The 20,647-nt window shown below is 38.3% G+C and carries 17 protein-coding genes; 12 read left to right on the top strand and 5 right to left on the bottom strand.

Annotated elements, in window-relative coordinates; translation table 11 throughout:
- The first annotated feature begins 5 nt into the window (after window positions 1-5).
- Both FJR45_RS07400 and FJR45_RS07395 read left to right on the top strand, forming a co-directional pair.
- Complete coding sequence (locus FJR45_RS07400; RefSeq protein ID WP_193149963.1) at window positions 6-440, top strand: DsrE family protein; 435 nt, start codon at window positions 6-8, stop codon at window positions 438-440.
- Between the two features lie 8 nt (window positions 441-448).
- Window positions 449-1,375, top strand: a complete 927-nt coding sequence (locus FJR45_RS07395) for a DUF302 domain-containing protein (RefSeq protein ID WP_193149962.1) — start codon at window positions 449-451, stop codon at window positions 1,373-1,375.
- Window positions 1,376-1,380: 5 nt separating this feature from the next.
- On the opposite strand, the gene FJR45_RS07390 is transcribed toward FJR45_RS07395, so the two are convergent.
- Window positions 1,381-2,625 (bottom strand): DEAD/DEAH box helicase, encoded by a 1,245-nt coding sequence (locus FJR45_RS07390; RefSeq protein WP_193151919.1) that lies wholly within the window; start codon window positions 2,623-2,625, stop codon window positions 1,381-1,383.
- A 121-nt stretch (window positions 2,626-2,746) separates the two neighbouring features.
- Here FJR45_RS07390 and FJR45_RS07385 point away from each other — a divergent pair, with 121 nt between their 5' ends.
- Entirely contained in the window at window positions 2,747-3,484 is a 738-nt protein-coding gene (locus FJR45_RS07385) for a DEAD/DEAH box helicase domain-containing protein (RefSeq protein ID WP_193149961.1), read from the top strand.
- A gap of 63 nt (window positions 3,485-3,547) precedes the next feature.
- Here FJR45_RS07385 and lpxB read toward each other — a convergent pair whose 3' ends face one another.
- Complete coding sequence (gene lpxB / locus FJR45_RS07380; RefSeq protein WP_193149960.1) at window positions 3,548-4,594, bottom strand: lipid-A-disaccharide synthase; 1,047 nt, start codon at window positions 4,592-4,594, stop codon at window positions 3,548-3,550.
- 55 nt (window positions 4,595-4,649) lie between these two features.
- Between lpxB and FJR45_RS07375 the strand changes: the two genes are divergently transcribed.
- Window positions 4,650-5,840 (top strand): amidohydrolase family protein, encoded by a 1,191-nt coding sequence (locus tag FJR45_RS07375; protein ID WP_193149959.1) that lies wholly within the window; start codon window positions 4,650-4,652, stop codon window positions 5,838-5,840.
- 174 nt (window positions 5,841-6,014) lie between these two features.
- Here FJR45_RS07375 and tgt read toward each other — a convergent pair whose 3' ends face one another.
- Genes tgt through FJR45_RS07360 form a run of 3 tightly spaced genes read right to left on the bottom strand, consistent with a single transcriptional unit; the run spans window position 6,015 to window position 8,674 of the window.
- Entirely contained in the window at window positions 6,015-7,133 is a 1,119-nt protein-coding gene (tgt, locus tag FJR45_RS07370; protein ID WP_193149958.1) for a tRNA guanosine(34) transglycosylase Tgt, read from the bottom strand.
- A 42-nt stretch (window positions 7,134-7,175) separates the two neighbouring features.
- On the bottom strand, window positions 7,176-8,330 hold the full coding sequence (locus FJR45_RS07365; RefSeq protein ID WP_193149957.1) for a response regulator: 1,155 nt from the start codon (window positions 8,328-8,330) through the stop codon (window positions 7,176-7,178).
- Window positions 8,330-8,674, bottom strand: coding sequence for a hypothetical protein (locus FJR45_RS07360; protein ID WP_193149956.1), 345 nt, complete (start codon window positions 8,672-8,674; stop codon window positions 8,330-8,332). The genes FJR45_RS07365 and FJR45_RS07360 overlap by 1 nt, the downstream gene beginning before the upstream one ends.
- 135 nt (window positions 8,675-8,809) lie before the next feature.
- On the opposite strand from FJR45_RS07360, the gene efp reads away from it, so the two are divergent.
- The 8 genes from efp (at window position 8,810) to FJR45_RS07320 (ending at window position 20,640) form a co-directional block, all read left to right on the top strand.
- The gene (efp, locus tag FJR45_RS07355) at window positions 8,810-9,376 is read left to right on the top strand and encodes an elongation factor P (RefSeq protein ID WP_193149955.1); all 567 of its coding nucleotides are present in this window, start codon (window positions 8,810-8,812) and stop codon (window positions 9,374-9,376) included.
- A gap of 30 nt (window positions 9,377-9,406) precedes the next feature.
- Complete coding sequence (locus FJR45_RS07350) at window positions 9,407-10,825, top strand: ATP-grasp domain-containing protein (RefSeq protein ID WP_193149954.1); 1,419 nt, start codon at window positions 9,407-9,409, stop codon at window positions 10,823-10,825.
- An 87-nt stretch (window positions 10,826-10,912) separates the two neighbouring features.
- On the top strand, window positions 10,913-14,530 hold the full coding sequence (dnaE, locus tag FJR45_RS07345) for a DNA polymerase III subunit alpha (RefSeq protein ID WP_193149953.1): 3,618 nt from the start codon (window positions 10,913-10,915) through the stop codon (window positions 14,528-14,530).
- Window positions 14,531-14,596: 66 nt separating this feature from the next.
- Complete coding sequence (locus FJR45_RS07340) at window positions 14,597-14,896, top strand: type II toxin-antitoxin system Phd/YefM family antitoxin (RefSeq protein ID WP_193149952.1); 300 nt, start codon at window positions 14,597-14,599, stop codon at window positions 14,894-14,896.
- On the top strand, window positions 14,886-15,182 hold the full coding sequence (locus FJR45_RS07335) for a type II toxin-antitoxin system RelE family toxin (RefSeq protein WP_193149951.1): 297 nt from the start codon (window positions 14,886-14,888) through the stop codon (window positions 15,180-15,182). The genes FJR45_RS07340 and FJR45_RS07335 overlap by 11 nt, the downstream gene beginning before the upstream one ends.
- 9 nt (window positions 15,183-15,191) lie before the next feature.
- A complete protein-coding gene (locus tag FJR45_RS07330) occupies window positions 15,192-16,454 on the top strand; it encodes a M18 family aminopeptidase (RefSeq protein WP_193149950.1) in 1,263 nt (420 codons plus the stop codon).
- On the top strand, window positions 16,454-17,437 hold the full coding sequence (locus FJR45_RS07325; protein ID WP_193149949.1) for a sensor histidine kinase: 984 nt from the start codon (window positions 16,454-16,456) through the stop codon (window positions 17,435-17,437). The genes FJR45_RS07330 and FJR45_RS07325 overlap by 1 nt, the downstream gene beginning before the upstream one ends.
- Window positions 17,438-17,517: 80 nt before the next feature.
- A complete protein-coding gene (locus tag FJR45_RS07320; protein ID WP_193149948.1) occupies window positions 17,518-20,640 on the top strand; it encodes a cytochrome c biogenesis protein in 3,123 nt (1,040 codons plus the stop codon).
- Window positions 20,641-20,647 lie beyond the last annotated feature (7 nt).

Below are 20,647 nucleotides of genomic sequence, written 5' to 3'. Positions count from 1 at the left end.
CATTCATGCTAAAATTTACACTAATTTTACTAAGCTTTTGTATTCTCTCGTTTGCAGATACAGAGTATGCAGAGCCTAAACCTTCTATAGACAATCCGAGACAAATTGTCTTTTCAGTCACAGAAGACTCTGCACATGCACTGGATCATATACTCAGTGTCGCAAACAATGTTTTAAAGTTTTACGGACCCGAAAAAGTAGAAATGAAAATCGTTGCCTACTCCAAGGGAATAAAACTTTTGGACAGACACGTGAAAGAGACTGCTGTGCGAGTGGATGCTCTGATGCAGTATGATGTAGAGTTTGTTGCGTGTGGTAACACAATGCGAACCCTCCATATAAAAGAAGAAGACCTTGTTGAGGGCTCTGTTGTAGTAACTGCAGGTGTGGTTGAACTACTCGAGAGTGTCAAAGCAGGTTGGATTTATATTAAACCATAGGAAAAAAAATGAAAAAACTAATTACACTGGCAATTGTACTTTTTTGTGCAGTTTCACTACAGGCAAAGGGTGATTTGCATCTTTTTAGTGTAGACAACAAAGATGGAAAAATTACACCGTACATGATAGAAGAGGCATTAAACAATGGTGGTTTTCATGTAGAGCTTAACAGCAACATGATAGGGCCGTTTAAAAAGCAGTTTAAAGAGACACAATACAAGGTGTTTACTTTGATGACATTCTGGAGTAAAAAATATACAAGAGATTTGGTGATTAAGTATCCAAAAGCGGGTGTTTTTACACCGATGGGTATGGGAATCTATCAGGCAAAAAATGAAAATACCTTGCATCTTTCTGTGTTGAGCGCAGAAGCACAAGGAAAAATATTAGGGATTAAAGATTTGTCTCTTCTAAAAAAGATAGAAACAGACGTGCTTGCAGTGATAAAAAAGAATTTTCCAAAAGCAAAACATACTTACAGTGAAGACAGTTTAAAAACATCACATAATTTAGTAACAGTCTATGAAATGGAAGTAGATGAGGATGAAGACCCGGATGATGTGCTGGATGAACTCCAAATGAATTTGGAAGGAGCTTTTAAACCATACGGATTTGTTGTTCCCCAATTTATGGATCTTAACGAAGTACTTACACAAGACGCAACTAAAGAGTCACCGTTTGATTTTTATATCACTTATTCTATCTGTAAACTGCCGGTCATTTACACTGTTTCAAAAAGCAGACCTGAAGCATCAGCATTTGCACCATGTACAACAATGTTGTATAAGAAAAAAGGGGAAAATAAAGTTGTCGTAGGTTTTCCGGCTGTCTATAACTGGCTGAGTTCTGCCAAAGTTGAAGACAAAGAGGCAAAAGCGACACTCTTAAAAGCACAAAAAGATTTCGAATCTATTTTGAAAGATATAACAGAGTAAGAAGTTTATCTTCTTCCTCTGCTTCTGTTGGCATTTGAGCCGCGGGAGTTTCCTCTGGGCTTGTTTCTAGCTCCACGATTTCCACCCATATTGATAGGTTCTGCTTTGATGCTCGGATCTGGTTTAAACCCTTTAAGCCATACTTTTTGTATATCTTTTTTTATCAATTTTTCTATATTTTGCAAAAACTCATCTTCATCTACACACACAAGTGATATAGCTTCTCCTTTGTTTCCTGCACGGCCTGTTCGCCCGATGCGATGCACATAATCTTCACTGACATTTGGCAGTTCAAAGTTGACAACATGAGGGAGCTGGTCTATGTCAATGCCGCGTGCTGCAATATCTGTTGCCACCAAAACCCGAACATCGCCTTTTTTAAAGTCAGCAAGTGCTTTTGTTCGTGCATTTTGGCTTTTGTTTCCATGGATTGCCACAGAGGAGATGCCCTCATTTTCAAGCTGTCCGCTGAGTTTGTTCGCACCGTGTTTTGTCCGTGTAAAAACAAGTACCTGCTGCCACTTCCCTTCGTTTATAAGGTGTGTCAGAAGCTCTCTTTTTCTCGTTTTGTCTACAGGATAGACACTCTGTGCTACACTGGTGTTTGACTCATTGGTTCTTGCAACTTCGATGAGTGTCGGAGATTTTAAAAATTGATTTGAGAGTTTTTTAATGGCATCGGAATAGGTTGCCGAAAAAAGGAGAGTCTGACGCTCTTGTGGGATGATGTTGACGATTTTTTTAATGTCGTTTACAAAACCCATATCCAGCATTCTGTCGGCTTCATCAAGTACCAAAAACTCTATTTCGCGTAAATCTATTGTTTTTTGAGAGATGTGATCAAGCAGACGGCCCGGTGTTGCGATGACAATCTCAACGCCTTTTCGCAACTGTGCAATTTGCGGGTTTATTTTTACACCGCCAAAAATAACAGTTGATTTAAAAGGGGTGTGTTTTGCATAGAGTGTCACATTTTCGGCAACCTGCAGTGCAAGCTCGCGTGTCGGTGTCAAAATAAGTGCACGGACTTTGTGTTTTTGTTTTGAAGACTTTTTGCGTGAAAGCAACTCTAAAAGCGGCAGTGTAAAACCTGCAGTCTTTCCAGTACCTGTCTGAGCACCTGCCAAAATATCTTTTTTTTGTAAAATGACGGGAATCGCTTTTGCCTGAATGGGTGTAGGCGTATCATAGCCCTGTTCTTTGACAGCTTTTAAAATCGGCGCTGAAAGACCGAGTGAATTAAATGTAATTTCTTTTTGAATCGTTTTTTCCTAATGAAGACTTAAACAAGTCTTTTGTTTATTCTTCTATAATAGCATAATTTATGGCATTTGTGGGTATAATTTCAAAAATACTTTTATAGGACACCAAATGCCTGCTGATACCATTGCCATTAAACCAAACAACCACCGTATTTATCCCTGCCCGGATGATAAAAAAACAGAACTTTTAAATAAAATTATAGAAGAAAATACAAATGAAGATATTTTGGTGGTTTGTGCAAGCAATGCTCAAGCACTTAAAGAAGAGCTGAACAATAAAGAGATTTCGGTTATAGAAGACAAAGAGCTTGTAACAAACAAAGATTTGACTTGTGGTTTTTTGATCAGTTATGATATGCCGATAAAAGCCATAGTCTATATGGCAAGAGTTACAAAAGCGACACACAAGGCTGTAATGCTGTTGGATGAGAGTGAGCAAAAAGCCCTGCATGCCATAGAAACACTGCTGGGTCGTGCCATCAAACAAGAGATACTTCCGGGTTTTGAATATCCGCAAAAAGAGTCAAAAAACAGTGATGAACCCAAAAGAAAAAAACTCTCAAAAGATGAGATAAGAGAAGTAGCCAAAAAACGATATGAAAGTTCTACACAGGAAAAACCGAAGTTTGACAAGCCAAAACGTGACTTTACAAAAGATGCTGAAAAAGATGACAAATGGGCAAAAAAGAAAAAAGCACCCAACAAATTTTTAGGCAAAGATGAAAACGGCAAAGCAAAATTTTCAGGAAAAAGCGGCGAGAGAAATCACCGTTATGACGGCACACCAAGAGAAAGATTAACAGGAAAAAAAATAAGCATTAAAGCCAGAAAACCAAAAGATACTTAAAAACTTTTCGACATTAAAGACTAAGGGCGAGGTTAAAACCTTGCTTCCGAGAGAACATTAAAATTAGTACTGTGTAATAATCTCTGCTACTCTTTTGGAACTTCCATGTTTTAAGTAGCTTCGTAAAGATTTTGAATTTTGTAAAAATTTCTCTCTGTCATACTCTTTATAAGCATTTAAAAGATTTTTTACCGTCACATCTTTTTGAATAAATTCCGGATGCAGTGCTTCCTTTTTATACTGCGAAAACATAATATTCCCAAGCCCAAGATAATCCAACTTCACAAGTCTGCTTGCTAGAAAATAGTCAAGCGGTTTTGCAATGTAACTCAAAACAAAAGGAACACCTATGAGTGCCGCTTCAAGCGTAGCCGTTCCACTGCAGATAAAAGCAAAATCCGCATTGTAAAGGGCTTCATGCGGTTCATGCGTGATGTCAAAATCACTTATATCTCCATATAATGCCTTGATGTCTGTCTGGGAAAAATGCTCAGGTATAACCAGTGTAGCCTTTACATGTAAGTGCTGTGTCAGTTCTCTAAAAACAGGCATGAGTTTTGTAATCTCACCTTTTCGGCTGCCTGGCATAAACACGATATTTTGGACTTCATCATTGAGGGATTCTTTAAAGTGCGTAATCTGGTCAAGCAAGGGATGTCCGACATATTCTATAGGAGCGTCTTTTGGGTAGTAACTCGGCTCAAAAGGTAAAATAGAGCATAACCTGTCTATGGTTTTGGCAAGAACGGGAATGCGTTTTTTCTTCCACGCCCAGGCTTGGGGCAGTATATAATAGATTATCTCTTTTTGCGGGTATCTTTTTTTGATTTTTTTGGCAAGAGGCAGGTTAAAGCCAGAAGAGTCGATAAGCAGTATTTTATCCGCCTCTTTTGCAAGTTCTGTCATTTCGTCTGCAAGTTTGAAAAAAAATCTCAATTTTTTCAAAGCATCCACAAAACCCATAATAGCAAGGCTTCTCAAATCTACAACAGGGTTTCCGAGTGTTTTGTCAAAAATACCCATAAACTCAACATCATCTCCCAACTCTTTTTTTAATGATTTAAGATGCACATTTGCAGAGTGTTCGAGAGCTGATACCAGAATTTTCATGAGTTTTAAGCCTTAATAATTTATAATACCGTCATTATATCAAAGGTGGTCTGAAATGCTTATATCAAATGCCGTAGTGTGTGACGTAAATGGAGAAAGAAATGTCGATGTACAGATACAAAACGGTGTGATTGTCGCCATAGGTGAAAATTTGCAGGATGAAAATGTTATAGATGCCAAAGGTGCCTATCTGCTGCCGAGTCTTATAGATACCAATGTAAGAGTGCTGGATTCCTCTTTAAATGCAAAAAATATCAAATCTCTTGTAAAAGAGGCTAAAAAAGGCGGGGTAGGGCATATTGTATTAAATGCTGATTCTACTCCTGCTATAGATAATGAAGTCGTTTTGGAGTTTGCACAAAACGGTGTCAAAGATATAAGTGAGGTGAAAATTGACTTTATGCTCAATGCCCTTAAAGAAGATATGAGTCTCTCAAACATTGCAATTTTACTCAAAAAAGGGGTAGTCGCTCCCTATATGAGCACCATAGCTAAAAATAATATCGCCATAAAAATAGCAGAGTATGTCAAAATGTACGATGTGACACTCTTTTGCAAGCCCGAAGACAACTCACTCATTAATGCCGGTGTAATGTTAGAAGGAGATGTCAGCTCAAAACTCGGACTTGCGGGAATTCCTGAGCTGAGTGAAGTGTTACATGTATCACGAATGATAGAAATAGCAAGATATTTTGATATAAAAATACTCTTTAAGTCCATTGCTTCACCGCGTTCTATAGAGCTTATCTCCAAGGCAAAAAAAGAGGGTGTACATGTAAGCTGTGAAGTCTCCGTGCATCACTTGATTTGTTCTGATGAAGCCTGTGAAGGTTTTAATACAACGGCAAAACTCAATCCTCCTCTGGCAAGCAAAGATGATGTCCTTCTTTTGCAAGAAGCTTTGAAAAATGGCGATATAGATCTCTTGAGTGTCCTGCATCAGCCAAACTCGCCTGTAAACAAAGAAGTGGCATTTTTTGATGCGGCATACGGATGTGAAGCGCTAGAAGATGCACTGCCTCTTTACTATACAAAACTGGTACACTCGGGCATGATTTCTATGCCTGAGTTGGTGCGATTGTGCGTACAAAATCCTGCCAAATGTATCAATATGCAGGCAGGTTTGATAGAAACAGGACAAAAGGCAAACGTTGTTCTTTTTGATACAAAAGAAAAAAAAGTGATAAAGAATGCTCAGTCACTTTATAACGGTGAGGAGCTTTTTGGAAAAGTAATTATATACTAATTGTAGTTCTCTGGAATCGGCACTGAAGTACCGAGACTATTGCTACTTTTCATCACTCTCAGTCGGCACTGAAGTACCGATTCCGGAATGTTAAGGAACCTATCCTTTAGGGTGGGCTGAAAGTGGCAGGGAAGCAACAACAGTCGGCACTAAAGTACCGATTCCGAGAAAATGTCAGCTTCTTTTAGAATAAAACTCTTTTTTATACTCTGCAAATTTGTCCGCTACAATTGCTTCACGCACTTCTCTCATCAGGTTAAGGTAGTAATGCAGGTTGTGAATTGTTGCCAACCGAAAGTAGGTAATCTCTCTTGCGCGAAAAAGATGGTTGATATAGGCACGGCTGTAGGTTTTACATGTAAGGCACTGACACTCAGGGTCTATCGGTGCGGGGTCTTCTTTAAACTTTGCCCCTTTGATGTTTATTTTTCCAAAGGAAGTAAAAAGCGTGCCGTTTCTTGCATTTCTCGTGGGCATTACACAGTCAAACATATCTATGCCGCGTTCAATATTTTCTATTAAATCTTCCGGTGTACCGACACCCATCAAGTAACGTGGTTTGTCTTTTGGCATATACTGTACGGTGTGTTCTACCGTATCGTACATTTCATTGTTGAGTTCTCCGACAGAGAGCCCTCCGATGGCAAAACCGTCATAATCAAGCGCACAGAGTTCGGTCGCACTTTTTGTACGAAAGGCTTTGTCTGTACCACCTTGAATAATGGCAAAAATATTCTGTTCAACGCCCACACCCTCTTTTTGTTTGGAACGAAAATATTCTATAGACTCTTTTGCCCAGGCAGTTGTGCGTTCTATAGAGAGTTTTATGCGCTCCTGTGTTGCCGGCAGTGCCACCAAATCATCCAAAATCATCATAATGTCAGAGCCGAGGTTGTGTTGAATGTCTATCACTTTTTTCGGCGTAAAGAAGTGCTTGCTGCCGTCAATATGGGAGCGAAACTCTATACCGTCCGTTTTTGATTTGGAGATGTCACTTAAAGAAAATGCCTGAAAACCGCCACTGTCTGTTAAAAAACTTTTAGGGTATTTTGTAAAGCCATGGAGTTTTCCCATTTTAGCGACTGTTTTATCACCAGGACGCAGATACATATGGTAGGTGTTTGCCAAAATTATATCGGCACCCAACAGTTCCAAAACATCATGGGCATCCAAAGATTTGACACTCCCTATGGTACCGACGGGCATAAATACCGGTGTTTTAATGGTGGAATGGGCTGTTGTAAGAGTTCCCGCACGGGCATTTTTTGAAGTTGCATCTAAAGTAAATTTCATATTTTTCCACTCATCTTAAAATTTTGTGAAATTATAGCTAATTTATGTCAGTAAAATATAGGTGATGTCATCTTCTTGAATTTTTATCTTTTTTTGATACAGATATTCAAACTCTTCGACACTCTCTGCTCTTTGGAAGTCTTCAGTAATATAGGTATTATAATTTTCTTGTGAACCATGTACAATATTTTCATTGAGACCGTCACTGTAAATAAGCATTTTTGAAAGTTTTTGCAAATCCAATGTATTGAGAACAACTTTTTTTGTATAGGATGCCAGGGGAGTATTGTTGGATTTGAGTTTGCATACTTCAGCGGTATCGAGCATATAGAGTACAGGAGGCATAGAAAAAATTGCATAATTCAGGACTTTTTTATTTTGATTGAAATGCATAAAATGCGCACAAAGCACTTCATATTCTAATAAGTTCGGCTGAATGAATGTGAGTAAGGAACGGAGTAGTTTTTCAAGAGAAAATGATTTCTTCTCTTCTTTGAACACATCAATAGAATAATTTACAAAAGAGCTGCAAAGCATAGCGGTTACAGAAGCAGAAATACCTTTTCCCATGCCGTCAACCAAAAATATAAAATATTCGTTTTCGTTGATCTTTCGTATAATATAGCTGTCTCCGCTTAGAATATCTTTTGGCTTATAGATAACCTTACATGTAAGCTTGAAAAGTCTTTCTTCCTCCTGCAAATCATTTTTTGTAATGATTTTTTCTTTCGCAAAAGTTACGCCTTCTTGATAAGTACTGTATGTAATTTTTTGACTTTGTTCTTTCATAATACATCTGTCTACTATTATAGACTTGACTGCCTGATTGAATACGGAGAGCAAAGAGGCTGTAGTAAAAGGCCTTTTTAAAAAGCCTGTAATATGGAGATCAATTGCTTCTTTGAGGATGTCAATACTTTGAAGTGATGTGACCATGATTATGGGAACAGAAGCATCAATTTTACGTATTTTTCTGCTCATTTGCAATCCGTTGCATACGGGCATATTGTACCTAGTTATGACTATGTCTATTTCATTTTTTTGAAAATACTCTAAGCCTTCTAATCCGTTTTTTGCACAATAGAGATTTTTGAACATACGCGGAAAAATCTTTTTGTATATTTCTATTGTTTTTAGATCACTTTCAACACATAAAATATCTAAGGTTTTATATATGTCAGATATATAATCATTCATCAATGCATAGAGAGTTTTTTTACATTTAATAAAGGAACAAGGTTCAGGTCATCCAAAAGATTATGCAAGCCCTCATTCTGTACATGTATTTCAAGATGCAGGCCTTCGTCAACGAGTTTGCATAAATATCCTATTATCGAAGAAGTAATGGAGATGGATTCTAAAATAAGAATTTTTATAGTTGCTGTGTCCGGTGTGTTGTTGACAATGTTTTCAATTTCTCTTTTTATTGCTTCATAATGACTCAGTGCTTTAATATTGCCTTTGACGGTAATAGTATTTAATGATGAAGAAATTTCCATTTTAAGCTCCAATTGCTTTTTATCAATTGTACGCCTCTGCATATTAAGAAGTGCTTAATTGTGTGAATAAAGATTGTAAATGGGAATAAAACGGAGTAAAGAAGATTTTTATTTTATATTAGAGACTTCTAAGCCCTTTTATTATAGAATTATCCAAAATAATTTAAAGGTGAGTGAATGGCAACAGTCGGTATGAGTGATATCAAAAAAAATGTGCGTTTAATAGTAGGTGAGGTTCCTTATAAAGTTGTAGAGTTTCAACATGTAAAACCGGGAAAAGGTGCGGCATTTGTCCGTATGAAAATGAAAAGTTTTTTAAACGGCAAAGTTGTTGAAAAAACTGTGCATGCGGGTGACAAGTTTGAAGTGCCTGTGATTGAATACAAAACAATGCAGTATCTGTATGATGACGGAGAGATGTATCAGTTTATGGATAATGAAACATATGATCAGCTTGGCTTGACATATGAGCAGTGTGATGATGCTTCGAAATGGTTTAAAGACGGTATCAATGTTGATATTGTGTTTTACAAAGGCAAGGCAATTTCTGTGCAGGCTCCTGAAGTAATGGAATTTGTAATCACAGAAACACCGCCGAATTTTAAAGGTGATACATCAAGCGGAAGTAAAAAACCTGCAACACTCGAAAGCGGTGCTGTTGTTCAGGTACCGTATCATGTGCTAGAGGGTGATACTGTTAAAGTCAATACAGTTGACGGCGAGTATTTAGAAAAAGTTAAATAATTTAACTTCACTGATTAAGGAATAAGCAGCATGGGATTAAGCAATAAAGAGTTACCGAAATTAGGCCTTTTATATATGGACTATGTCCTAAGATTTTTTGACCACTCTAATTTTAAAGGGTGGCCGAATAAAATAGAAACAGTGACCTATCACTGGAAAAATGATAAAGAGAGATTTATTCAAGAGGTCAAAGACAAAAAAATTGATGTGCTTATCGGCAATATTCCTGCTACTGCTTATGAGACATTTCGTGAAATTGCCCGAGCCTTGCCTCATGTACGCTTTATTCCTTCTTTGGATACACAGTTTTCCAACAAATCAAAAGAGAATGTGACACGTTTTGCCTGGAAATATGATTTGCCGATTCCAAAAACATACATTTACTACAATCATAAAAAAGCGGATGAAGCACTGAAAAAAGCAAAATACCCTAAAATCATCAAAAAGTCCTACGGACCTTCAAATTACGGCGGTTATTTTGTGCATAAAGTGGACAGTTATGAGGAAGCAAAAAAACTTTTGGAAGAAAAAAGATATCATCCCGTTTATGTGCAGGATTTTGTTCCTATGGAAGCAGACATCCGTGTTATGCTCATAGGGCATAAACCTGTATGTGCCTTTTGGCGTCGTGCGCCTGAGGGGGAATGGCTGACAAATACTTCTCAAGGCGGCAGCATGGATTATAATGATGTACCAAAATCAGTACTTGATTTGGCTGTAAAAGTTTCTAAAGCAGCCAAAGCAGAATACTGGGCCTGTGATGTAGCCTACGGTAAAGACGGGAAAGTGCGTATTTTAGAGTGTGCTACTGCATTTGCCGCATTTCCTTATATAAGAGACTGGATTGGGGAATATCTGATGTGGCTGTTAAGCGAGGGAAGATTTAGAAAACCGCATATTCCAATGTTTAACTGGGAAGAGTTGGGCAAGATCTCTCCTGATTTGCTCAGAACAATGCGACACATTACCTTTGGTGAATTCCATGCAAGTTATGACGGCGCCTATTTTGGAAAAAAGAAAAAAATGTATGGCGAAAAAGAAGTCTACCTGCACGAACTGGACAAGAAATATAAAATTTCTGCCGTCAAACCGCGATACAGTGAGGAGTGGCCGAGTGAAAAATGGAATTATCAGGACAAACTCTCGCTGAAGCCATTGCGTTCTTTGAAGAAAGATTCGAATGTAGAAGTTCCAAAACCTACGAAAGATGAATCTCAGGAATCTTTTCGTGATGAGGTGAAAATTACACAAGAAGAACTGAGTGATTTTTTGACATCTGTAAAAGGCATAGGAAAAAAGAAAGTAAAAAAAATAGTAGAACATTTTGGTGATGTGGATGAGGTAATTGGTGTATTACACCAAAATCCGAACATGCTGACAGAAATAAAAGGCATTACCGAGAAGCTTGTCAAAAAAGTAAAAAAGGCATGGAAAAAGCTTCTTAAATAAAGAGCTTTTTTTATCTTCTTACCTCAAATTAAGTCATTTTAACTATAATCACTTTATTCTTTATATACTAAAAAATGGAGTGATTTTTTGAGTGCAAAACCTTCCTTTACACATTTACATCTTCATACAGAATATTCACTGTTAGACGGTGCCAACAAACTCTCAAACCTGGTTTCACGCGTCAAAGAACTTGGTATGACCAGTGTTGCTATGACAGATCATGGCAATATGTTTGGAGCTATTGATTTTTACAAGCAGATGAAAAGTGCCGGACTCAAGCCTATTATCGGCATGGAGGGTTACATTCATAACGGTGAAACACTTGGTGACAAAAGTACAAAACAGCGTTTTCATATCTGTTTATATGCCAAAAATAAAAAGGGATATGAAAATCTGATGTACCTCTCTTCAAAAGCCTTTATAGAGGGCTTTTACTATTTTCCGCGAATTAACAAAAAAGAGTTGAGAGAACACAGTGAGGGGCTTATCTGCACCTCTGCATGTCTGCAGGGAGAGGTAAACTGGCACCTAAATCTGCAAAATGAAAGAAATGTCAAAAACGGAGCACTCGGATATGAGGGTGCTTTAAATGTTGCCCGAGAGTATCAAGATATTTTTGGAGATGATTTTTATCTTGAACTTATGCGTCACGGTATCGGAGATCAACTCTACATAGATGAACAGATTTTAAAAATTTCCAAAGAGACAGGCATCAAAGTGGTGGCTACAAATGACACGCACTACACCTATCCTGATGATGCCCAGTATCATGAAGCATTTATGTGTATAGGCATGAATAAACTCTATGATGATCCAAACCGTATGCGTCACTCTGTGCATGAGTTTTACATCAAATCTCCTGATGAAATGGCACGGCTTTTTGCGGATATACCTGAAGCACTTGAACATACTCAGGAGATTACAGACAAGATAGAAGATTTTGTACCCATTGTAAAATCACCGACACCGCCTAACTTTAAATTTACGCAGGAGTATGCAAAAGAGGAGGGACTCGATATAGACTTTGAAGATGATCCTCCTTTACCTGAAAATGCCACAGAAGAAGAGAAAAAAAAGTGGATGAGTGCGGCTGATAAGAATGATGCTGAGTATTTCATAGTAAAATGTCGACAAGGCTTGGAAAAACGCTTGAAAATCGTTCCAAAAGAGAAGCACCAGGAGTATCGTGACAGGCTGGAGTTTGAGATGAACATCATTAACTCTATGAAGTTTCCTGGGTATATGATGATTGTTTGGGACTTTGTCAAAGAGGCAAAGCGTCTAGGCATTGCTGTTGGTCCCGGTCGGGGAAGTGCTGCGGGAAGTCTTGTTGCCTATTCTTTGGAGATTACCGATATTGATCCGATGAAATACGACCTGCTTTTTGAGCGTTTTTTAAATCCTGAGCGTGTAAGTATGCCCGATATAGATATGGACTTTATGCAGGCGCGCCGCGGAGAAGTTATTGATTATGTAACAAAAAAATATGGTCGCAACCAGGTTGCCCAAATTATTACTTTTGGTTCGCTTCTTGCAAAAGGGGTTATCCGTGATGTTGCCCGTGTTTTGGATATGCCACTCTCTAAAGCCGACCAGATGGCAAAACTTGTCCCTGATGAACTCGGCATTACACTCAACGGAAAAACAAAAAATGGAGAGTTTAAAGAGGGTGCTTTTCAAAAAGAGCCAAAGTTACGTGAACTCATAGAGAGTGATCCGCAGGTTGAACGGGTCTGGGAATTTGCCAAAAAGCTTGAAGGGCTCAAGCGAAATGCAGGAATGCACGCTGCCGGTGTTGTTATAAGCAATGAAGAGCTATGGAAAAAAACACCTATATACAAGCCTTCCGGGGAAGATACTTTTGTTACACAGTATTCACTCAACTACATGGAAGATGTCGATTTAATCAAGTTTGACTTTTTGGGATTAAAAACACTCGATGTTATTGACAATGCAATCAAGCTCATTAAAAGAAGATACAACAAGGAGATAGACTGGCATCAGATAGACGAAAATGACAAAAATGTTTATGATGTCATTCAAACCGGTGAAACAGTCGGAATGTTTCAGATAGAATCATCCGGTATGCAGGATTTGAACCGTCGTTTAAAGCCTTCAAACTTTGAGGATTTGATTGCGGTCCTGGCACTCTATCGTCCGGGTCCTATGGAATCAGGGATGCTTGATGACTTCATCGAGCGTAAACACGGACGACAGGAAATCACCTATGTTTTTCCTGCACTTGAAGAGATTCTCAAGCCGACTTACGGAGTTATAGTTTATCAAGAACAGGTTATGCAGATTGTGCAGACTATCGGCGGATTTTCTCTTGGCGGTGCAGATATTGTGCGTCGTGCCATGGGGAAGAAAAAAGTCGAGGAGATGCTCAAGTACAACAAAGAGTTCTCCGAAGGTGCAGCCAAACAGGGGCTTGATTATAAAACAGCTTCAGAACTTTTTGATTTGATTGAAAAGTTTGCCGGGTACGGTTTTAACAAATCACACTCTGCAGCCTATGCGATGGTTACGTTTCAAACGGCATGGTTGAAAACTTATTATCCCAATGAATTTATGGCGGCACTCTTAACCTCAGACAAAGACAATACTGAAAAGGTTGTTCGCTACATAGATGAAGTCAAGCGAATGGGCATCGCACTTTCTCCACCTGATATCTGTGATTCTTATCTGGAATTTTCTGCCATTACAAAAAATCAGCAGGAGATTATTCTTTTTGGTCTGGGTGGGATAAAAGGGGTTGGTGAAGCCGCTATTTATGCCATGATAGAAGAGCGAGAAGAAAACGGTGACTATACCTCTTTGCAGGATTTTGTCAACAGAATCGAGCCAAGTAAAGTAAACAAGCGTGTTGTTGAAGCCATTATAAAATCAGGCGGGTTTGACAGATACGGCTACTCAAGAAAAGCACTCTTGGATCAAATAGAACTGATTGTGGAGACGGCAAAAAAAGCGAGTGAAGCAAAGAAAAATGCAGTCGGTTCTCTTTTTGGAGATGATGAAGAGATTACAACCGTAAAACTTGAGCTGAAAAATTCAGACGAATATGAACTCAAAGAAATTTTAGAGTTTGAAAAAGAGACTCTGGGCTTTTATGTCTCCGGGCATCCGATGGATGATTTTCGCCAAGAGTTGGATGAACTCAATTATACGCTCTCTTCGGAATTGGAGAGTATCAAAGACGGTTCTTTTGCTATATTTATCGGAAAAGTTGAAGAGATAACGAAAAAAATCTCGAAAAAAGGCAACCAGTTCGGTATTGTCAATCTCATGGATTTTCACGGCAATATTGAGATTATGCTTTTTTCGGACAAACTCGAACAGCTCAGTGAAATGGATCTCGAAGAACCGGTTGCTTTTAAAGCAAGAGTAACCCATACCGATTTTGGACCACGCCTGAATGTTACAAAGTTAATGACACTCAAACAGGCAAAGAAAGAGACAAAAAAAGTAAAAACAGAGATTCAAGAAGCCCCGCCGGAGCCAATTAATTTGGCTGTGCGATTGAGCAGTAACTTTGATGTGCTGGAAAAGCTTTATACAATCATCAGACAAAATCCGGGAAACAGACCATTAAAAGTAACCATAGTCTCAAAACTGCACAATGTCGTCATAGATTCCGCCATACATGTAAACTCGCAGTTGATTACGGCATTAGAGGGCAATGAATTTGTGGATATTATAGCTTAAAAAAGTTTTTACATTTAATAATATGTGCTATAATATGTAAAATATTACATAAAATAGGATGTGAAAATGATAGCATATACCAGAGATGAAATTATTTCTGCCAGTGAAATGGCAAGAGGTTTTGCAACAGTTTTGAGTGACTTGAAAAATGAAGTAAAAGAGCGTTTTGTCATCTCAAAAAACAATAAACTTGAAGCGGTTGTTTTACCGATAGAAGAGTATGAGCGTATGCAAGAAGCACTGGATCTTATGGAGCATATAGAGATTTATAATATTGTAAAAGAGCGGGAGAAAACACCTCGTTCTGAGTATGTCAGCTTAGAGGATCTGGCAAAAAGCCATGGAATTGATTTAGATGAGTTATAGTCTTATTTTTCATCCAAAAGTGGATGAAGACTTGAAAGAATTTTCTCATGTACAAAAAGTACTTATTATTAAACAGTTTAGAAAAATTCAAAATTCTCCTGAATTAGGAGATTTTTTAGGAAATAAAAACGGTTACAACCTCTCAGGTTGCAGAAAAATGTATGCTGATGGGAAAAAAATCCGAATCGTCTATAAGATAGTAGAAGACAGAATCATCATAGAAGTTGTGGCTGTCGGTAATCGTAGTGAAATGGAAGTGTATGCAAAAGCTTCTCAAAGAGTATAAGAGGAAAATATGAACAAACAAGATTTTAACGAAGGACTTTTAGGCTTTTTGGATGCTTCGCCTACGCCTTTTCATGCGACGCAAAATATGGCGATGATGTTTGAAAATGCGGGATTTACCAGGCTTGATGAAGCAGATAAATGGGAACTCAAAGCAGGACAAAAGTATTATGTCGCACGCAATGGCTCTTCAATCATTGCCTTTACCTATCCAAAAACAGAGAAAAACTATGTGATGGTCGGGGCACATACCGATTCGCCCAACCTGAAACTCAAGCCAAATCCTGTGATAAAAGAATATGGTGTGGTGAAATTCGGCGTTGAATCTTACGGCGGACTGTTATTGAATCCATGGTTTGACAGAGATTTGTCAATAGCCGGAAGGGTGAGCTATCTTGATGCAAACAGGACTTTGCAAAGTACCTTGATTAATGTGCAAAAGCCCATAGCAGTTATTCCATCACTTGCCATTCATTTGGATGACAAAGCCAACAAAGAAAGAACGGTAAACAAACAGACAGATATCTGTCCGGTTCTGAGTACAAATGAAGATTTTGATTTTGACGAATTTATCAAATGGCAGCTTGCAAACAACGGTATTGAAGATGTCAAGCAAGTTTATGCAAGTGAGTTGAGCTTTTATGATACACAAAAAGCAGAATTTGTAGGCCTGCGAAATGACTTTATAGCAAGTGCGCGGCTTGATAATCTGCTGAGTTGTTATACAGGTATGGTAAGTATTTGCAGCGTAAATGCAGACAAGCCTGTGCTTTTTATCGCAAGTGACCATGAAGAGGTCGGGAGTGAGTCGACGAGCGGAGCAGGGGGCAGCTTTTTAGAAAATACCCTGCACAGAATGTTTGATGATTATGAAGAGTATATGCAGATGACAAGAAGCTCTTTGATGATCAGTGCAGACAATGCCCATGCCATTCATCCAAATTATCCGACAAAACATGACACTAATCATGCCCCCCATATAAACAAAGGTATTGTCATAAAAGTCAATGCAAATCAGCGATATGCCTCCAATGACAAAACAATAGCAAAATTCAAACATACCGCTGCTTCTTTACATGTAAAGCTGCAAAATTTTGTGACAAGAAGCGATATGGGATGTGGCTCCACCATAGGACCTATCACGGCAACACGTATAGGAATAGACACCATAGATGTAGGACTGCCAACCTGGGCGATGCACTCCATACGCGAACTTGCCGGCAGTGATGATGCACATGATTTGTATAAGGTTTTGACAGGACTCAGCGCTTAATGGCAACTATAACTCCCGAAGAACTTGATGTTCTTATTCAGCAGACTTATAAGGTTGAGAATGAGTTTAATGAGCTGAAGGCTTCGTATGCACACCTGCAAGATACCGTTGAAAAGGTTGTAGAATTTCTCCCCAATGCTATTTGGATTCTTAACAGTGATAACACTGTTTTTTTGCAAAATTCCCATGCACGGGAGTTATGGGAGCTTTTAAAGCTTTTACAGTACCGTGATGAAGATTATGAAATTACTTTTAATGCACACTCCTACCTTGTCAAAAGCTCTTCATATAAAGACAAAGTGATGCTCTCTGCAACAGATATAACAGAACAAAAACGCAAAGAAAACCTTGCTACCATGGGGCAGATGGCAGCACATCTCTCTCATGAAATCAGAAATCCGATAGGTGCAATTTCTTTGATGAGTTCGACACTCAAAAAACGGGTCCTTCCTGAAAATATTCCAATAGTCGAAGAGATACAAAAATCAGTTTATAGAATTGAGAGAATCATTAAAGCAACACTGATGTTTTCAAAAGGTGTGCAGGCACAAAAAGATCTTATATCGTGGAGTCAGCTAAAAGAGTCCCTGGATATGGCGATAGCCTATTACGGATATTCAAAAGAGATAGAGTTTGTGTTTCCAAAAGATGATTTTTTTATGCATGCAGACAAAGATTTACTTGAAATGCTGTTTGCAAATTTTATCACCAATGCCATTGATGCGATAGAAGAGGATGAAAACGACGAAGGCAGGGTTGAAATTACCTATGAAAATGATGGAATATATCACATCTTTAAGATATGCGACAGTGGTGTGGCTATAGAGAATGAAAAAGAGCTTTTTGAAGCATTTAAAAGCACAAAGCTCAAAGGGAATGGGTTAGGACTTGTTCTTTCCCGTCAGATTGCCGAGGCACACGGCGGAAGTGTCAATTTATGCACTGTGCAGAAAAAATGTTTTGAAGTAAAAATTAAAATGTAAATTAAAAAGGCGTGATTGTTTTTAGGTTAATTTATTATTATCTTATTGCAAGTATAATAATTTTTTTTAAAAGGTTAAACATGAAAAAAATTCTCTCTTTGATTGGTTCAATGCATACGATGGCAATTTTAATGCTTATTTTTGCATTTACAATAGGGTATGCGACTATAGTTGAAAATGACTATGGAACGATGACTGCAAAAGCAGAAATCTATAATGCACGATGGTTTGAGGTTTTGCTGGGTTTATTGGCACTTAATCTTTTGTATAACATCTTTCGATTTAAGATGTACAAACTCTCTAAAGCGCCTATTTTTATCTTTCATATTGCGTTTTTGGTGATATTGGTCGGTGCAGCAGTGACTCGGTACTTTGGTTATGAGGGGACTATGCATATTCGTGAAGGAGGCAGTGCCTCTTCGATTGTAAGTGCTGATCCCTATATAAGCATAAAAGTCAGTGACGGCAGTGACACAAAAAAGTTCTCTAAAGTTTTATATCTCTCAAAAAGAGGAGATAACGATTTTGAGACATCTTTGAAGCTTGAGAATAAAAAGGTTGCTGTGAAACTTGTTGAGTATATTCCTAATGCCATAGAAACTTTGGTGGCAGATAAAAACGGCAAGGCAATAGCAAAACTTATGGTTACAGGCAGTGGGCAGGGAAAACCTGTAGCACTCGAAGAGGGCAAGTTTTATAATGCGGGAAGTTTTATTTTGGATTTTAATTCAGGTGAACATTTTGATAAACCGGTTTTGTCTTTGTATATAAAAGACGGCAGGTTGTATCTGAAGCATGATATGAAACTCTCATACATGAAAATGGCTGACCGTTCCAGAGGCAGTTTGGGTGCAAATGATCATCAGGCACTTCAGACAAGAGTTCTTTACAGCAGTGATTTGGGCGGTTTTGTTCTGCGTGATTTTATGCTGCATGCACATAAAAAAGTGGTTTCAAATCCAAAATCGATACTGCGGGCTTCGGGTGTAGATGCGCTTAAATTTTTGGTTCACAGTGGTGACAAACAAAAAGAAGTCCTGGTATACTCACAAAAAGGTATGCTTGGTGTTCCCGGTGAAGTGGATATAAATGGTTTACATGTAAGGGTTGCCTATGGTTCAAACGAGATAAAAATTCCTTTTACATTAAAACTTTTGGATTTCCAGCTTGACAGATATCCTGGATCTATGAGTCCGGCATCGTATGCAAGTGAAGTAGAACTAATAGATAAGGAAATGGGAATTGACATGAAATACAGAATATATATGAACCATATTTTGGAACACAGAAATTACAGATTTTTCCAGTCTTCTTATGATATGGATGAAAAAGGAACAATTTTGTCGGTAAACCATGACCCCGGAACACTGCCGACTTATATAGGGTATTTTTTATTGGCTCTGGGAATGTTTTGGGCACTTCTTTCCAAAAAACACAGATTTGCCAAACTTTCGGCAAAAGCAAAAAAAGCGAGTGAGTGTAAAATAGTTCCGGCACTGCTGATTGCAGGTTTGGCATTTGCAGTGACACCGGCAAAAGCCGCTGAACTTGATCCGGCTATAAAAACCATACTCTCTTTTGATAAAGAGCATGCGCAAAAATTTGGACATTTGATAGTGCAAGATACACAAGGGCGTATGAAGCCGATAGATACACTTGCTTTGGAAGTATTGGCAAAAATACACAGAAGTGCTACATTGCAAGTCGGAAAAACAGAATTAAGTGCAAATCAGGTCATACTGGGCATGATGATACGACCGGATGTTTACAAAGACATAAAACTTATTCGAACGGGTGATGAAAGAATAAATGAGGCCATAGGAATAAAAAAAGACGCAAAATATGCCTCTTTTGCACAGTTTTTTCAGGATCCTGCAGGTATGCGAGGCTACAAGCTTTTGTCTCTTGTTGAACAGGCTTCAAGAAAAGCACCAAAAGACAGAAACAAGTTAGACAAAGCGGCCTTGAAAATTGATGAAAAAGTCAATGTTGTTTATATGGTTTTTACAGGTTCACTGTTAAAAATATGGCCAAAACCAAATGATCTTAATAACAAATGGTATGCAACAATTGAGGCTTTAAAAACATTTGATGCTTCGCAGGCTCAAAAAGTCAGAATGATTGCGATAGCCTATTTTACAGCTGTCGATGCTGCCCTTTCAAACGGAGAATGGAAAATCGCTGATGCAGGGTTGAAAAAGATAGACGAATATCAGAGATTTTACGGTTCTGCTGTCTATCCGAGTGAAAATAAAATAAAAGCAGAGATTTTTTACAACCATTCAAATGTTTTTGAAATTCTCTGGCCATTGTATTTCATTATGGGTTTTGTGTTGTTGATTTTAAGTTTTGTGAAAATTTTAAAACCGAAATTTCAAATGCAAAAAATTACAAAAGTTTCTTTGGGACTTTTAGGTATCTTTTTTATTGCACATACTTTGGGTCTTGCACTGCGATGGTATATATCGGGACATGCTCCATGGTCAAACGGTTTTGAATCAATGACATACATTGCATGGGCAACAGTTTTGGCAGGATTTGTCTTTTCAAAACAGTCCCCTATTACTTTGGCATCTACATCAATTTTGGCAGGTCTGATTTTGTTTGTGGCACATTTGAGTTGGATGAACCCGCAGATTACCAATCTTGTACCGGTACTAAACTCTTACTGGCTCAGCATACATGTATCAATGATCACGGCAAGTTACGGGTTCCTGGGGCTTGGCGCTCTGCTTGGATTTATCACTCTGTTGCTGTTTATCGTTAAAAACGAAAAAAACGACAGACAGATTTCGCTTTCTATTAAAGAGTTGAACGCAATCAACGAGATGAGTCTGATTATCGGACTTGTTTTGTTGACAGTCGGAAACTTTTTAGGCGGTGTCTGGGCTAATGAATCCTGGGGACGATACTGGGGATGGGATCCAAAAGAGACATGGGCACTGGTGACTATTTTGGTTTATGCTGTTGTGATACATGTAAGATTTATCAAGTCTATTTACAATGACTTTAACTACAGTGTAATATCGCTCTTGGCGTTTACATCGGTTTTGATGACGTATTTCGGAGTGAATTATTATCTTGCGGGTATGCACTCGTATGCAAAAGGAGATCCGGTACCTATTCCTGATTTTGTTCCGGTAACCTATGCAATAGTCTTTGTTATCATTGCTCTTGCGTTTAGAAACAGAAAATTAGCCTAAGCTGTTG

This window comes from Sulfurimonas sediminis (genome assembly GCF_014905115.1).
GTDB lineage: Bacteria > Campylobacterota > Campylobacteria > Campylobacterales > Sulfurimonadaceae > Sulfurimonas > Sulfurimonas sediminis.
Note: the sequence above shows the minus strand (reverse complement) of the source record. Positions and strands in the feature narration are given on the sequence as shown.